This is a genomic window from Martinezella sp. CNPSo 3964, assembly GCF_057784375.1.
Genome location: NZ_JBXSOW010000008.1, coordinates 359,681 through 374,562, shown reverse-complemented (window position 1 = coordinate 374,562; position 14,882 = coordinate 359,681). Strand labels below are relative to the sequence as shown.

Here is a 14,882-nt window from a genome sequence, read left to right as displayed (position 1 = left end):
GTGCCAAAGACTCTTGACTGGGATTCGAGGAAATGCGATTCTTCAGTTGCTACATTGAAGAGAAGGCTTCCACGACGGCAACGTTTGGGGGCCTTTTTTCTTTTGCGAGGTTTCCTTTCCAATCAGAAAACCCTGACAGCTGTCAGGGGTTGCGGTTGTTTCTCGAACGAGTGAAGCGCGCGACAAGGTCAGGCAGCTCTTCCTCGACAAATCTTACGAATTCCGTACCCAATTTACCCTCGGCAGAGATTCGAACCTCCCGGGGCGACGTCATAAACACACCCAACCTGGTTCCCGACGTATCGGAAATCGCGATCTGAGTGTTGCGCGCCTCAGAGGCCGGCTTGATTGCCTTCAGCGCCATCTGAAATCGCTGGTCGGAGGTTTCCTTGGCCTCGCTTGCGTTCGAGAGAGCGGCACGTACCACCTTGAGGGCATTAGGAGCTGCGGATATCGTCTTTGCCAGATCAAGCCAACGTGGTCGGCCAACTTTCGGGGCTCTGCCGATCGCTTCGATGATATCTGCCGGAATCGCCCGATAGACGCTGCGCATCCGCGCAAGTTCCGCATCTTCGATCGAGAGGGCCGCATAGATATGGCGTGCCTTGATGCCGGCATCATCCATGCGTGAGGCGAACAAGGCGCGCTCGATCCATGTCAGATCCTGACGGCTGGCATTCTCGATGCCTTGCGCCAGAACCAGATCGAGATCGGAAATCTCGACCTCAATGGCACGGACGGTGCGGCCCAGCTCGAGAGCGGCCCGCCATCTGCGATGACCATAAACGACCTGATATCGATCACTCGAGGTGGGGTGCCGCCGAACCTGGATCGGAACCTTCTGGCCTTCTTCCTCGATGGAGCGCTTGAATCTCTCGAAATCATGGGGATCGTCGTCAGGCAGGCGATCCGGATAGGGGGATGCTTCGATCACATGTGGATCGAGATCCTGAACCCAGCCTTCGCCGGATTCGACAATGGCACGCAGCCGATCACGCTCCGCGCGTATGTCGCCGATTGCGCGATGCGCGGCGCCGATCACGCCAGCGCCAACGCGACCCGACTGCGCGGGGGCAGGGGCAGGAAGCGTCGAATCCGATTTGTTCTCGCCGCTTTCCAATTCCGCTGAAAGCAGACCGAAACTGGCGACGATGGATTTTCTCGGGTTTTTGCTCATCCACGCCCCCAACTTGTATTGATGAGATGAACGATCGCTTCGTTGACAGCATCCACGGCCTCGCGGGCGCGCTTGTGCGTGTCCCGGCCGATCTGACCCATTTCGAGTTCGTAGAGCGAGCGCTTGGCAAGCCCGGCAGCTTCGACTGCTGTGCTTTCGATTGCCGTCGGCAACAGGACATCGGTGCCGAAGAGATGGCGCAGCATTGCGACGACCTGCGACTGCGGCGCATCATTCGGATCGTGGCGCGTGACGAGATAGCGGATGAAATCCTGATCGAGCTGCGCACCGCTTTCGTTGAGCACGCTGATCAGATCGCCCATCATGAGCAGGAACTGGCTCATCGATGCCACGTCGAGCATGGCGGGATGTACCGTAATGATCATGCTCGTGGCGGCATAGATGGCGCTAAGGGTTAGAAACCCGAGCGAAGGCGGCGTGTCGAGGATAACGATGTCGTAATCATCTTCGACCTCGGTAAGTGCCAGCTTGAGGCGCTCGAAAAAGATGGCGCCGGCGCCGGACTTTTGGGCCAGAACCCGCGGCGTTTCATGCTCATACTCCATGACCTCCAGATTGCCCGGAATGAGGTCGATGCCGTCAAAATAGGTTTTACGGATGATCTCGCGGATCGGGCGTCTTTCGGCCGCGTCATATCTGAGCGCCGCGTAGATGGTTTCGTTGGCGCCGACATCGATTTCCGGCTGGGCACCGAACATGGCCGAAAGCGAGGCCTGCGGATCGAGATCGAGGGCAAGCACGCGATAGCCATGCAGCGCAAGGTAATGCGCGAGATGAACGCAGGTCGTCGTCTTGGCACTACCACCCTTGAAGTTTGCGATCGCCATGACCTGGAGGTGTTCGCCCGGTCGGCGCCGCGGCAGGAAGCGAAGGGCTTCCACGGGCTTCTGCTTGGCAAACAGCTCCCGCAATTCGTTGATCTGGGCCAGCGTATAAACCCGGTGATTGTTCTCCAGGCGGCTGGGAGTTGGGCCGCGGCCTTCGCTCGACATCAGCTTCAAGGTCGAATCCGGGATCGATGTCAGCTTCGACACTTCATTGGTCAGGAACTGGCGCAGCATCTTCTCGGATTTCGGCGGATACATCCGCGTCCTGAGCTGCTGGAGCTGACCAGACAGCACAGTTGCGTGCCGCGCAATTTTGCTGGCTGCATTTTCCTTTGAAGGAGCTACAGTCTCCGTGCGGTTTGCTATCGCCATCTGTCCCTCTTGGCGGCTTGTCGCCGGTTTGCCGACCTTTGCCCGCCAGAAGATAGAACACGATTCTGTCAGGCCGTCCAGAGATTAACGGTTAATGACCGGTTAACGTGTGACAGCGAAGACTCTCCGTTGGGGTGTTTAATACACTGCTTTTCCTGGATTTTCTTCAAGAAGTCCCCGAAGATGGTTGCGGGGATGACTCACACCTTTTGATAGTAAAGTGCGGTTGTCGTCGATCGCTCGACCTCTACCCGGCTAAGATTAGCGGCGAGAATCACTATATCGGCCCACAGGTGAGTCGGTGGCCTACGGATAATTTCGCTCAAGATTTCGGCTTTCCGTCCGAGTCGGTGCAGGTGAAGCGTATGGTGCGGAATCTTGCGGTTCGGCATCCCAGAAGCCCATGCACGGCAGTCTCTCTTCTGATTTCAGCGGTTGTCCCCCGCCCATCAGATGGTCTCGGCGTTGCCCATGTCGAAGCATCGCAGAAATATCCTCTGTGGACGAATCGCCGCCTTCCCTTGCCGAAAGGCGTGTCGGCTCTAGTTTGCGAATCATGAATGATTTGCGAGGGTTAGTGATTTTGAGTTATGATTGGAGCGGCGTCAGGACACGGCGCATCAAAGCGATCAAGATGGCAGTTTCACTGGTGATTGCGGTGGCAATTCTAGGCACGCCGACAATGCTTTGGCTACACGGTTCGTTTTGACCATCAAGGCGCTAGAACCGTCCGATGACGACGGATGGGCTCACGTCTAGCGCCTTTCGGACAATGGGGTTGGAGTGCATAACCCCATTGTCGGCAACGAGAGCGGTCGTTTTGCGTTGCAGAATGACGATGCGTCAGGCTCTATCTCGATTGCCACCCGGCCTGCGCTTGGCCGAATTCATGATTCTTCGACACGTGATCGATAAAGCGGGCCAATAAGGGGCTCGTATGTTTGCGATGCCAGCAAATTCCAACCGGCCATCTCGATTCCGGTCCTGAGAGAGGCTGCTTGTGGCTGGATCCAGCCAATGCCTGCACGCCGCGCCAGGGCAGGAATGCCGCGCCCAGGCCGGCGGAGACAATGGCATGCACGGTCAGGATATCGTCAGCATATTGGACGATGCGAGGTTCGAAGCCGGTGAGCGAACACCAGCGCCTGATCTGGTCGGCCAGTCCCGGTCCGCGCGATGGTGAAAGTGCCACAAAGCCGAGTTCATTCAGCTCCGTCAGCCGGTCTTGGGCCGGCATGGTCACCCCGCGTGGAAGCACCAGGGCCAGATGCTCCTCAAGCACGGGCATGAACGCCAGACCGCTATCTTCCTCCGGTGCCCGGCAGAAGCCGATATCGAGCCGGCCGTCGAGCAGGCGCTGATGCTGTTCCCGTGACGGCAGGTCGTTGAGCGTGATGCTGCAATCCGGCGTCGCTGCACGAAAGCCGGCAATCAGCTGCGGTGCGGCAACGAGGGTCGATATCCCAAATCCGATATCGAGGTATCCGGTCAGACCGGCAATGGCGCGATGCATCTTCCGGTCGACGTCTTCGTTCAAGCGAAGAAGCGGCCGCGCTTCGCGCTGCAACAGCTCTCCAAGTGGCGTCAGCTTCGCGCCATGACGACCACGTTCGAACAATGCTCCGCCCATTGCGGCTTCCAGAGCCTGGATCTGCTTGGTCAGGGTCGACTGGGTGACGAACAGCTTTGCCGATGCCTTGCCGTAATGGCCGGTATCGATCAGCTGAATGAAGGAGCGGAGGAGTTTTATTTCCATTCTATCTCGGAATAATTTTAATCGATAAAGTCATTTTACGAAAGAGACGCCGCGTGGTCAAATTGCTTCACGACAGTAAGGAGCAATGGACATGGCGTTCAAAATTTCATCCGTGCAGTTTCAGCATCGGGCCAACGACAAGGCTTACAATCTCTCGCGCATCGTGCATTTCACGGAGGAAGCCGTTCAGGCCGGCAACCAGCTCATCGTATTCCCCGAAATGTGCATTTGCGGATACTGGCACGTTCCCAAGCTCGATGGTCCCGCACTACAGGCGCTGGCGGAGCCTCTCTCGGGTCCATCGATCAGTCGCGTCGCAGCTCTCGCGCGCAAGAAAGGCATTGCGATCGGCGCAGGTTTCCTGGAGGCGGGCGAGAATGGGAAACTCTATAACAGCTATGCAGTCTGCATGCCTGATGGAAACATCCATTGCCATCGTAAGCTGCATGCCTGGGAGCATCGCCTGATTTCTAGCGGCGATGCCTTCACGGTCTTCGACACACCCTGGGGAATTCGTGCCGGCATCCTGATCTGCTGGGACAATAATCTGATCGAGAATGCGCGCGCCACGGCGCTGCTCGGCGCCGAATTGCTGATCGCACCGCATCAGGCCGGCGGCGGCCATTCGGTGAGCCCGCATGGGCTGAGGCGGATACCGGTCGAAAAATGGATCAATCGCCAAGAAGATCCCGAGACGATCGAGGCGGAGTTTCGCGGCCCGAACGGCCGGGAGTGGTTCATGCGCTGGCTGCCGTCGCGCGCCCATGACAATGGAATGTTCCTAGTCTTCAGCAACGGCGTCGGGCAGGATGAAGACGAGGTGCGCACCGGCAACGCCATGATCCTCGATCCCTATGGTCGGATCCTGGTCGAGACCTGGACGGCTGCCGACGCAAGGGTGAGTGCTGAAATCGATCTGGCTTTGCTCGACAAATGCACGGGCCAGCGCTGGATAAGAGGCCGCCGCCCGGAACTCTATGGTATTTTGACACAGCCCAACGCCAATGGCCTCTCGGCCATGGACGCGCGCTATTCGGAAGCTTCTACCCGCAGCTAGCGGGTAGTACCGATGCAGCATGGCTTCCTGGCGGCGATCTATTTCGCCGCCGTTTCTTCAAGATCGCCATAGACCAGAAAGCGAAGCGGGCCTGACGTCACGGCGTCGAAGGGAAAACATGTCGCCAGCACGATATGGACGCCTTCCGCATTGGGGTCGATCTCTGCTTCGTCCCAGCGGGCAACGGCCATGTGGCTCACGCGGAAAGTAAAGATCCGGCCATCGCTGCGGGTGATGCGGATACGGTCATTCTCTTTAATATCCCTCAGGAAGGTAAAGTGGGTATCGCGATGCGCTGCGTAGACGGCCGTGCCCTCTTCGCCCGCCTGCGGGGTGTTGTCGAGGTGGCCGGGGCCAAAGGCAAGCGCCTGGCCGCTTGCGCCCTTCAGCGCTATCGCGGCAACGCCAAGGCGGGGAACCTCGATGCGCGCCACCGGCCAGGTATCGGCCCAGCTCCAGGGCTTGACCGGCGTGCCTGACGCCACGCTCTCGGCGAAGGCGCGCTCCAGGAGAAGCTGCGCCAAAGCTGCCTTGGCATAGATCCATCCTCCCTGTGCGGCGAGGAAGAGGCCGGTCGCGATAAGAATGCCGGCTGCAAAGGTCAGAAGGGAGCGCGCTGGCGCGCTCCCGATGGTTTGGATGCGAGTGGTGGCGATCATGCCTTGCTCTTTCGCGATGCGAGGGCCAGCAACGACGTCCCAAGCAGCAGGGCCAGCAATCCCTGAAGGATCATCAACTCTCCGGGCGTTGCCGTCTGCGGTAGCGGAACGCTGGCCGGAGCCGGTGCGGAGATCGGCGCAAGCTCCGCGTCGCCATCCGCCCCTTGCGATTTGTCGGCCGTCTGACGATGCTTGGTCTCCGCCTTTGCATCTTGCGTTGCGCCGATGCCGAGCAGCTTGTCGTAGTCCCAACCAGCCGGCAGCTGCAGGGGGATGTCGGCCTGCGTCAGCGGCGCATTCGTCGGGCGTAGGCGCTTGCTATCGACAGCGACAAGGCTGGTCAGGCGCGTTACCAGATGGTGATCCAGCGCCAGTTGCAGGATGCGCTTGTCGGCATCGGCCTGCGTGATCTTGCCGAGCGTGAGATTGACTTCGGCATCGTCGATCTGGCGACGCGCCCAGATCTTCGAGATGCCCTTGGCGCTGCTCGCCTGATCGAGCGGCAGGGTAATCGTCCACGGCCGGTCGCCGATCTTGCCGCTGACGGTCAATGTGCCGGCCGCTTTCCCCATCCGGGCGGCAAGCACCAGCGGTTCGCCGTGATAGATATCGGGCAATTGGTTCGGCGAGAGGCTGACATTCTTTTCCGAAAAGCTGGCGGCGACATCGGTGACGGCCGGGTTCTCCAGCTTGTCGAAGAGGGCGCGCATGCGTTCGTTCACCTCGGCGACCGAGCCGATATGGGTGAAGCTGCCGCGGCCGAGTTCGGCGGCGCGGCTCATCAGGTAGGTATTCGGCGCCGAGCCGATGCCGACCATGAAGATGCGCGAGCGACCACGCGATTGAGCGATCGCATCGAGAAGCTGCTGCTCGTTATTGACTTCGCCGTCGGTCAGGAACACGACCTGACGCAATCCGTTCGCCTGATGGCTGTCGTCGAGGGCTGCATGAAGTGGCGGCAGCATTTCGGTGCCGCCGGCAGCTTCCAGGCCGGTGACGAAGCGGCGGGCCGAGGCGATATTCTCAGCCGTTGCCATGACCGAATCCGGGAAGAACTTGGTCATCGTATCGTCGAAACGAATGACGTTGAAGCGGTCGTTCGGCTCGAGCCGCGACAGGGCATAATCGAGGCTCGCCCGCGCCTGCTCGATCGACGTGCCGCCCATGGAGCCGGAATTATCGATGACGAAGACCACTTCGCGGCCAGCCTTTTGCGGCGCCGCCACCGCCGGCGGCGTTACATAGGCAAGCACGTAATCATCCTTGCCGACATGTTCGCGGAAGAGACCGACGCTCGGCACGTCGCTGGCGACGGCGCTCCATTCGAGCACGAAGTCGTGGTCGGCCGTTGCATCGCCATCGAGCACGATCCGGCGCGCGTTATCGCTTACCTTGTCGATCCTGACCGTGTGATAGAGACTTTTGACATCGTCGAGCGGAAAGCCAGCATTGAGATTGACCTTCAGCGTGACCGGATTGGTGCGGTCGCTGTCCGGCGCCAAAAGCGGCGCGGAGACGGGTTTGTCGGCAGCATTGTGTGAAGGGCTGTTTTCGCTCCGACCCCAACCGGCCTTCAGATCGGCCTGCTGTGTGATGGGCGATCCATTCTGGGGGGTGTAGCGCGGCGCAACGACGAGCGGAACCCGCAGGGAAAAGCGACCATCCGCGAGACGCACCGCCTGCTGATATTCGATCTGGACGACGATCTTTTCATGCGGGCCGATGTTGGCGACCGCATTGGTGAAGACGTTCGGACGCTGCTGCTCGACCAAGGTGGCCTTCTTCCCCTGTTTGCGAGCCTTTTCGTAGATAGCGCGGGCGGCTTGTTTCTCCTTAATGTCGGCGACAATGACGCGGTTGCCGACGACCATTTTCAGGGAATAGACGGCGCTGTCTTCAGGAAGAGGAAATACGTAGAGGGCTTCGACCCATTTGTCGGTGGTGTTCTCGAAAGCTTGCGTCAGAACGGCGCGTGCCGTCGGGCCGTTGACGTCGATGTCGACATCGGTCGCAAGACGAGGCGCTTCGATATATTTTCCTTCTTCCTTGGTCTGAAGAAGAAGGCTGCCCGCACCCATTTCGTTCGGGGTGACGAAGGCTGCCGGCTGCGCGTGCGATTCCAGCGGATGAAGCAGTGCGAAAATGACAGCAAGCACCGGCAGCAGGATGGCATTGCTGAACCAGAGTAACAGGCCGAATCTGATGAGGAAATTTTGCCGCTTTTGGTAGCGCGAGATGCTTGGCGAGGCTGACATGACAGGCTCCTTGTTCGCCGTGGAATGACTGAAGCCATTGTGAACAAAGGCTATTTTCTCGCCAGCGTAAGCTTTGCCCTGTTTCGTCCGCATCTTGCCGCAAACGGTCTTGCCGGTTACGGCCATGTGTGGAATTGTGAAGGAAATTACGCAAACAGGAAACGAAGGAATGGTCCAGGGCGACCCCTATTTGTCCGACAGTCAGAACAGCACCGTGGCGGCGCGGGTTCGCGAAGAGATCGCCCGGCGGCGTATTTCCAGGCAGCGTCTTGCCAATGATGCGCGCATCAGCCTCTCGACCCTGGAGAAGGCTCTTTCCGGCCATCGCCCTTTCACGCTTGCGACCCTCATTCGGCTGGAACAGGCGATGGGCGTCGTCCTGCGGGAACCGGTTGGAACGCAGGCGCCTGTCGTCAACGACAGGCCCGGCCATGCCCCTGAAGAGCTTGGCGCCTATTCCCGCGCCTCGGTGTCATGGCTGGAAGGCACCTACCTGACGCTTCGCCCGTCCTTCGGCGATCCCCAGGCGATCTTCGCCTATTGCACGGAGATCGCCTGGGATGGCGAACTGACCTGCCTGAGCTTTCGGGAGCGCGAGCGCAGCGATGCCTCGTTTTCGCAACAGGGCTCGGTGTCGGTGCCGCACCTGTCGGGGCATATCTATCTCGTGACGAATTCGTCCGGGCAGTATCGTATGGCGATATTGTCGAGGCCCAGCATCACCGGCGAGATGTTCGGCCTGCTGACGACATTGCGCGCCGGGCAGGGTTCTCACCTCACGCCCGTCTCGACGCCGCTCGCCCTTCTGCCAATGTCGGCTTTCGCGCAGCCGTCGCTGGGGCGTGTCTTGGCGGGCGATCACAATCACGATGCTTACTCGGCTATCATGCGCAGAATTACGGGAGAAAATTACGCCGGCTTCGTCGGGTAAGATCGGCTGCTGCTTAGCGCCCTCAGCGCGCGTCGTGAAAGATGATGCCGACGGTGTGGCGCATGCCCGAGCGCACCCGGCTTACCCCGTGCCTGAGATTGACACGGTAGCTCCCTTTCGTTCCCCGCACGGGCCGATTATGGACCGCGAAAGCGACGGCATCGCCCTGTCGAAGCGGCACGACGTCCACGCGGCTTTGCATGCGTGGCCGCTGCTCGGTCAGGACGAACTCGCCGCCGGTGAAATCCCGGCCCGGCTCGGACAGCAGAATTGCGACCTGGATCGGAAAGGCAAGCTCGCCATAGAGATCCTGATGCAGGCAGTTGAAGTCCCCGGGCACATATTGCAGCAGCAGTGGTGTCGGCCGCCTCTGGCCGGCTTCATGGCATCGCTTCAGGAAGGCGGCGTGCTCATTGGGATAGCGTTCCTCGACGCCCATGCGTTCATTCCATCGGTTTGCGATATCGGCGAGATGAGGATAGAGCGCCGTGCGCAATCCACCGAGAAGCCCCGGCAGGGGATAGTTGAAATAGCGATATTCACCTCTTCCGAAGCCGTGACGCGCCATGATGATGTGGCTGCGGAAATGACGTTCCTCGGGATAAAGGCGGGAGATCGCATCGCATTCCTCGGGTGCGAGCAACTTCGGAAGGATGGCGCAGCCGAAGCCGTCAAGCTCTCCCGTCAGCGACGACCAATCGTAGGCGGCGACCCGCGTCACTGTGGAGGTTTCCGCAAAAGCCGGAGCGAAGCTGGATGGTTGCGTGTTCATGTCATGTCCTCGGTTTGGGCGGGTTTTCGAGGGCGCTCTAGGCCCTCGGGCGCGGCAAGAACCTGGAGCCTAGCGTCCGAACCGGAGCGGTGGCCACCCGATTTCCGACGAGTAGCTCACACGAACGGGTCTCCCCGGCTACATTGCGATACAATCGGGCCGTTTCCTGAAATCTCGCGGATACAATTCCGCGCGATCCTCTGCCAGATCATCCGTCAGGCAGGAGTCAAAAATGAAACTCGCATTCCTTGGCGCATTTGCCGTCTCAAGCCTCGCCGTCGGCATCGCGGCTTCTCAATCCGCAAGTTCTGCAACGCCGCCGGAAAATGCCTCGCCGATCTACGGCGTCACCATACCGGAAGGCTATAGGGACTGGAATTTCATTGCGCCGGCGCAGGAGGCTCCGCCGCTCGACGAACTTCGCGCAGTGCTCGGCAATGATATCGCCATCGACGCCTATAAGAAGGGCACCCTGCCTTTTCCGGACGGTTCGATCCTCGTCAAATTGGCCTACAAACGCAAGCAATCGACGGAGTTTGCACCGGCAACGGTGCCGGGAGCGCCGACGACGGTGCAGGTCATGGTGAAGGATTCCAAGAAATATCCCGATAGCCACGGTTGGGGCTTCGGGCGGTTCGTCGACGGCAAGCCGGTCGACGTTGCACAACATGAGACCTGTCTCAGCTGCCATGTCGGCAATGTTAGGGATCACGACTACGTCTTTACGCGCTATGCGCCGTAAGACGCGGCAACCTGGCTAAATTGAATTTGCTGGCCCGATCTCATCACATCGCGGCTGGCCGGCTATCCATGATTTTTCCTCCCATCGGGATAGCCGTCCCCTATTTTGACCGACAGGCGAGCGCTGCTCTCAGCGAGCAGTCATCGAGCCGCTTCCATCATCATGGAAGACGACTTTCACAAGCCTGCGCAATCTCTGGTTCCGCTTCCGGCTTTGGGAGCCCAGCATTGCCTTATCTCCCACCGTCGCGGCTCCCCGAAAAATCCTTCTTCACTGGTCTACTGAGCCAAGTTCCATCTTTTGGGACGTACTTGCCGCTGCCAAAGCCAAAGCGCAGAATTCTGTATTCCATCGTAGCCTTGGTCGATCTGGACACGGAAGGATACAATTTGGCGCGGTTGAAGACACAACCGGGATACACACCGAAAGCAGAACTTCGCGGCATTCAACAAACCTCCCAAACATATGGAGATTCTGATGTCGCCTTTATCCTTCTCAATGAACAGACGCGCCTTTGTGACTGCTGCCGCCGTCGCTGGCGCAGCATCGCTCCTGAAGCCTGTCATGTCCTTTGCCGCATCGGACGCCTTGCCCGACGGCGTGAAGCCGTTCAAGGTCCACATACCCGACAGCGCGATTGCCGAGTTGAAGCAGAGGCTTGCGAAAGCACGCTGGCCGCTCAAGGAAAATGTTGCTGACGACTCCCAGGGCGTGCAGCTCGAACGTCTGCGTGATCTCGTCGGATATTGGGCCGACGGCTATGATTGGCGAAAGGTGGAACAAAAGCTCAATTCCCTGCCGATGTTCATAACCGAAATCGACGGGCTGGATATTCAATTCATTCACGTGCGCTCTCCGCATGAAAACGCAATGCCGCTGATCATGACCCACGGTTGGCCGGGCTCGGTTCTGGAAATGCTCAAGGTCATCGATCCCTTGACGAATCCAACCGCTCATGGCGGCAAGGCCGAAGACGCCTTTCATCTCGTAGTGCCATCGATCCCCGGTTTCGGCTTCTCCGGCAAGCCGACGACGAGGGGCTGGGGTTCGGACCATATCGGCCGCGCGTGGGGCACGCTGATGCGTCGTCTTGGCTACGAGCGCTTCGTCTCGCAAGGCGGCGATTGCGGCTCCGTCATCTCCCAGCGCATGGCGCTCCAGAACGTGCCGGGATTGCTCGGCATCCATCTCAATATGCCCGGCATCGTCCCGAAGGAGATTGCCCATATTCTTGCGGCTGGCGATCCTGCTCCGGCCGATCTGACGGACAAGGAACGTGCCTGCTTCGAAAAGCTGGCGGAGTTCTATCGCGATAGTTCGGGCTACGCCAACATGATGGTCACCCGCCCGCAGACCATTGGCTATTCGCTCGTCGACTCGCCGGTGGGCCTGGCGGCCTGGATCTACGACAAGTTCGCCACCTGGACTTACAGCGGCAAGCAGCCGGAAAAAGTCCTGACCCGCGACGAGATGCTGGACGACATCTCCCTCTACTGGTTTACCGAAACCGGAACCTCTGCGGCCCAGATTTATTGGGAAGACCATTCCAACAACTTCAACGCCATCCAGATTCCAACCTTGCCGGTCGCAGTCAGTGTCTTTCCGGGCGAAATCTACCAGGCGCCGAAGACCTGGGCCGAGCGTTGCTATGGCAATCTGATCTACTTCAACGAAACCGATAATGGCGGGCATTTTGCGGCCTGGGAGCAGCCGGCGATTTTCACCAACGAAGTCAGGGCAGCATTCCGCTCGCTGCGTTAAGCGGGCCGAGGCTTCTGACTTGGTGAAAGCACCGCAGGCGAGCAATGCCCCACGCCTGGCTGCGGAAGAGGGGGAAGCGTATGGCGTACCCCCTCGACAGCCAATAACGGATCTTGGCTGATTCGATCCTGGCAACTCTCGTGGGATCGCAGAGCCCTTACGCAAACGCGCTGCGGCGCGTCGAAAGCGATCCGATGCCCACGAGTGCAGCCAGGATGACCGGGATGCACACGAGGTAGGCGGTGCGAATGCCGGCATGCTCGGCCACGAATCCCAGCAATGGCGGGGCGAGGAAGAAGACGACGAAGGACATTTGTCCGAGCGCTGCGACATTGACGTGGGCCGGACGGTCGGTGCGCTGGGCGGCGGCCGAAACTGCAAGCGGATAGACCGCGCTGCAGCCGGCGCCCATGAAGGCAAAGCCGAGGAGCGCCACATTGGGGTGGGGTGCCAGCCAGACGGCGCAGAGGCCGGCGGTCGAAAGGAGGAGCAGCGAAAGCGCAACGGAGCGGGAGCCGAAGCGATCGACGAACCCGTCGGCAAACAGTCTTGCCAGCGCCATGAAGAAGGTGAAAAGCGTCAGTCCGAGACCGCCGATGAAGGGCTCGACGTGAAAGACGTCGCGCATGTAGATCGCCGACCAATCGATCCCCGCACCCTCGACCAGGAAGGCAGCGATGCCGATCACACAGAGAGGCAGCAGGCCGAGCGTCGGCAGCGCGATATGCCCGGCCTCCGGGTGATCCTGCGTCGGGCGTGCCGGCGCATTGCGCATGCCGGCGATCGTCACCGACCCCACGATCAGGACGAAGATGAATATCAGGGCGAGGTGCAGCTGCATTGAAATGCCGACCTGGCGTATCGCCGATGAGGCGAGGGCGGTGACGAAAAAGCCGAGGCTCCAGAACCCATGTGCGCGGTTCATCACGCCACGGCCGAGCTGCGCCTCGATGCGATCGATCTCGACATTGAGATTGATTTCGAGCGCTCCGGCAAGCAGTCCCTCGCAAAACAGGACGGCAAAGACCAGGGGGGCCACGCCCATCCAGGGTACGAGCGCCAGGGATGCGGAGGTTCCGAGCACGGTGATGAATGCCGTCTTGCGGGCGCCAAGGCGTGCGACGATGGGGGAGGCGAAGGTAAGCGATATCAGAGCGCCGATGGCCGCACCGATCAGTGTCAGGCCGAGCTCGGATTTGTTGATCTGCAAGGCGTCCTGGAGGTCGGGAAGGCGCGACAGCATTGCGCCCATCGATACCGCAAAGAGGAAGAAGCAGACATAAATTCGCTGCTGCGGTTCAAGACGCATTTTGATGCTCCGGAGAATCTGAACACAGATGAGATGGAGAGGGTCTATCCGAAAGCAACTAGTGCTGGCAATACGAGCCGCGTCAAATGATCAGGCGGTCATGGCTTCAAGCCAATTCCGCCAGCCCGGCTCTGTGCCGTCAGAACAAAATTGACCGTCTGGACAAATAAGTTCGCTGACCTAACTCCCCGGGTTGGACACGCATAAATCGTATCGCTCACTGTCCTCTAGTGGCATGGCGATTTGGGAATTTCATCTTTCATCCTTCGTCAACGGATCGAGAAACGGCAGATCAGATATGGGATTAGCACCGCTCACCAGGCCAACGGGCCAGACGCCGCAAACGGATTTGAACAGCTATAGGCTGATACCGCTCTCCAGCTGCCCTATTCTTGGGAGCGAGGCTGCATCGGGATTGCCATCCGGCGTGCTTTTTTCCGGCCGATCCTTCGAAGCAATGAGCGACAACTCCCTGTCCTGCTGCGGTCGCTATAATCTGAGGAACAGCCTGCATCAGGGCGTAGCCGCGATTGGCGATGACGGACATCTGATCTTTGCCGTCAACAGTTGGGTGAGCGGCCAGCGCTGCACGGTCATGGGTGCCTTCGACCCGATGGGCAAACCCGTTGAGCCGACCAAGCCCCAGCAGGATTTGCTTGGAAAGTATTTTCAGTCGCCCGAGCGTCCCATCGTTCTCGACTCGAAGGCCAAGAGCGACATCGGCTTCAAGACGAATGGGCTCAATCCGAACGTCGGCGTCTATGTCGGCAACAAGACCATCATCTTCGACCTCAACGCGCGGTCGTCTGATGGCAAGACCGAAGGCAGTGCCACGATAACGACGGACTTCAACGGCAAGGTTCAGGATCAGCTCTACAAGCTGTCGACCAAGGGTGACAATTCTTCCCTGAGTGGCAGCTATGAGCGCAAGGGTACGGAGATAAGCGAGACCCTGGACGCATCATGGGACAAATGGTCCGTGGGAGGCAAGCATTCCCGGGACGGCGCAAGCAGGAACCGCGAGCTCAATCTTTCCTATCGCGCGACGGACAAGATAACGATCAAGGCGTCCTGGAGGCCGGACGTGAAGCCGCCATCCACGCCTCCGCGCATAACAGACTATTCGATCTTCTCTGCCACTAACCATAACCCGCCGCCGGCAGCTCCCAACTACAGCAACTACATGATCACGCTCGAGATCAAGCTGCCTTGAACATGGCTGCTTCGATTGGGTTGAGCCGTC

Annotated in this window: 12 protein-coding genes; 5 read left to right on the top strand and 7 right to left on the bottom strand. The window is 59.5% G+C overall.

Annotated features, from left to right (window positions below; all coding sequences use genetic code 11):
- Positions 1 to 142 precede the first annotated feature (142 nt).
- The 3 genes from repB to AC13Q5_RS24845 all read right to left on the bottom strand — a co-directional run bounded on the left by repB (position 143) and on the right by AC13Q5_RS24845 (position 4,153).
- Entirely contained in the window at positions 143 to 1,177 is a 1,035-nt protein-coding gene (gene repB, locus AC13Q5_RS24855) for a plasmid partitioning protein RepB (RefSeq protein ID WP_488503508.1), read from the bottom strand.
- A complete protein-coding gene (gene repA, locus AC13Q5_RS24850) occupies positions 1,174 to 2,397 on the bottom strand; it encodes a plasmid partitioning protein RepA (protein WP_075854730.1) in 1,224 nt (407 codons plus the stop codon). The genes repB and repA overlap by 4 nt, the downstream gene beginning before the upstream one ends.
- An 850-nt stretch (positions 2,398 to 3,247) precedes the next feature.
- On the bottom strand, positions 3,248 to 4,153 hold the full coding sequence (locus AC13Q5_RS24845; RefSeq protein WP_488503507.1) for a LysR family transcriptional regulator: 906 nt from the start codon (positions 4,151 to 4,153) through the stop codon (positions 3,248 to 3,250).
- Positions 4,154 to 4,244: 91 nt separating this feature from the next.
- Between AC13Q5_RS24845 and AC13Q5_RS24840 the strand changes: the two genes are divergently transcribed.
- A complete protein-coding gene (locus AC13Q5_RS24840) occupies positions 4,245 to 5,210 on the top strand; it encodes a nitrilase family protein (RefSeq protein WP_488503506.1) in 966 nt (321 codons plus the stop codon).
- Positions 5,211 to 5,248: 38 nt separating this feature from the next.
- Here the strand turns inward: AC13Q5_RS24840 and AC13Q5_RS24835 are convergent, their stop codons facing one another.
- Both AC13Q5_RS24835 and AC13Q5_RS24830 read right to left on the bottom strand, forming a co-directional pair.
- On the bottom strand, positions 5,249 to 5,869 hold the full coding sequence (locus tag AC13Q5_RS24835) for a class GN sortase (RefSeq protein ID WP_488503505.1): 621 nt from the start codon (positions 5,867 to 5,869) through the stop codon (positions 5,249 to 5,251).
- Positions 5,866 to 8,124: a marine proteobacterial sortase target protein gene (locus tag AC13Q5_RS24830; protein WP_488503504.1), complete on the bottom strand. Its 2,259-nt coding sequence runs from the start codon at positions 8,122 to 8,124 to the stop codon at positions 5,866 to 5,868. The genes AC13Q5_RS24835 and AC13Q5_RS24830 overlap by 4 nt, the downstream gene beginning before the upstream one ends.
- A gap of 169 nt (positions 8,125 to 8,293) precedes the next feature.
- Between AC13Q5_RS24830 and AC13Q5_RS24825 the strand changes: the two genes are divergently transcribed.
- Positions 8,294 to 9,055, top strand: coding sequence for a helix-turn-helix domain-containing protein (locus AC13Q5_RS24825; protein WP_488503503.1), 762 nt, complete (start codon positions 8,294 to 8,296; stop codon positions 9,053 to 9,055).
- A 22-nt stretch (positions 9,056 to 9,077) separates the two neighbouring features.
- Here AC13Q5_RS24825 and AC13Q5_RS24820 read toward each other — a convergent pair whose 3' ends face one another.
- Complete coding sequence (locus tag AC13Q5_RS24820) at positions 9,078 to 9,827, bottom strand: 2OG-Fe(II) oxygenase (protein WP_488503502.1); 750 nt, start codon at positions 9,825 to 9,827, stop codon at positions 9,078 to 9,080.
- 232 nt (positions 9,828 to 10,059) lie between these two features.
- Between AC13Q5_RS24820 and AC13Q5_RS24815 the strand changes: the two genes are divergently transcribed.
- Both AC13Q5_RS24815 and AC13Q5_RS24810 read left to right on the top strand, forming a co-directional pair.
- Positions 10,060 to 10,569: a cytochrome P460 family protein gene (locus tag AC13Q5_RS24815; protein WP_488503501.1), complete on the top strand. Its 510-nt coding sequence runs from the start codon at positions 10,060 to 10,062 to the stop codon at positions 10,567 to 10,569.
- A gap of 477 nt (positions 10,570 to 11,046) precedes the next feature.
- On the top strand, positions 11,047 to 12,330 hold the full coding sequence (locus AC13Q5_RS24810) for an epoxide hydrolase family protein (protein ID WP_488503500.1): 1,284 nt from the start codon (positions 11,047 to 11,049) through the stop codon (positions 12,328 to 12,330).
- Between the two features lie 157 nt (positions 12,331 to 12,487).
- On the opposite strand, the gene AC13Q5_RS24805 is transcribed toward AC13Q5_RS24810, so the two are convergent.
- Positions 12,488 to 13,639: an MFS transporter gene (locus AC13Q5_RS24805; RefSeq protein WP_488503499.1), complete on the bottom strand. Its 1,152-nt coding sequence runs from the start codon at positions 13,637 to 13,639 to the stop codon at positions 12,488 to 12,490.
- 457 nt (positions 13,640 to 14,096) lie between these two features.
- On the opposite strand from AC13Q5_RS24805, the gene AC13Q5_RS24800 reads away from it, so the two are divergent.
- Complete coding sequence (locus AC13Q5_RS24800; RefSeq protein WP_488503498.1) at positions 14,097 to 14,852, top strand: hypothetical protein; 756 nt, start codon at positions 14,097 to 14,099, stop codon at positions 14,850 to 14,852.
- The last annotated feature ends 30 nt before the right edge of the window (positions 14,853 to 14,882 follow it).

What these genes read in the sequence shown, in the direction of transcription:
- repB (WP_488503508.1), bottom strand. Translation starts at nt 1,177, where the DNA reads ATGAGCAAAAACCCGAGAAAATCCATCGTCGCCAGTTTCGGTCTGCTT.
- repA (WP_075854730.1), bottom strand. Translation starts at nt 2,397, where the DNA reads ATGGCGATAGCAAACCGCACGGAGACTGTAGCTCCTTCAAAGGAAAAT.
- AC13Q5_RS24845 (WP_488503507.1), bottom strand. Translation starts at nt 4,153, where the DNA reads ATGGAAATAAAACTCCTCCGCTCCTTCATTCAGCTGATCGATACCGGC.
- AC13Q5_RS24840 (WP_488503506.1), top strand. Translation starts at nt 4,245, where the DNA reads ATGGCGTTCAAAATTTCATCCGTGCAGTTTCAGCATCGGGCCAACGAC.
- AC13Q5_RS24835 (WP_488503505.1), bottom strand. Translation starts at nt 5,869, where the DNA reads ATGATCGCCACCACTCGCATCCAAACCATCGGGAGCGCGCCAGCGCGC.
- AC13Q5_RS24830 (WP_488503504.1), bottom strand. Translation starts at nt 8,124, where the DNA reads ATGTCAGCCTCGCCAAGCATCTCGCGCTACCAAAAGCGGCAAAATTTC.
- AC13Q5_RS24825 (WP_488503503.1), top strand. Translation starts at nt 8,294, where the DNA reads ATGGTCCAGGGCGACCCCTATTTGTCCGACAGTCAGAACAGCACCGTG.
- AC13Q5_RS24820 (WP_488503502.1), bottom strand. Translation starts at nt 9,827, where the DNA reads ATGAACACGCAACCATCCAGCTTCGCTCCGGCTTTTGCGGAAACCTCC.
- AC13Q5_RS24815 (WP_488503501.1), top strand. Translation starts at nt 10,060, where the DNA reads ATGAAACTCGCATTCCTTGGCGCATTTGCCGTCTCAAGCCTCGCCGTC.
- AC13Q5_RS24810 (WP_488503500.1), top strand. Translation starts at nt 11,047, where the DNA reads ATGTCGCCTTTATCCTTCTCAATGAACAGACGCGCCTTTGTGACTGCT.
- AC13Q5_RS24805 (WP_488503499.1), bottom strand. Translation starts at nt 13,639, where the DNA reads ATGCGTCTTGAACCGCAGCAGCGAATTTATGTCTGCTTCTTCCTCTTT.
- AC13Q5_RS24800 (WP_488503498.1), top strand. Translation starts at nt 14,097, where the DNA reads ATGAGCGACAACTCCCTGTCCTGCTGCGGTCGCTATAATCTGAGGAAC.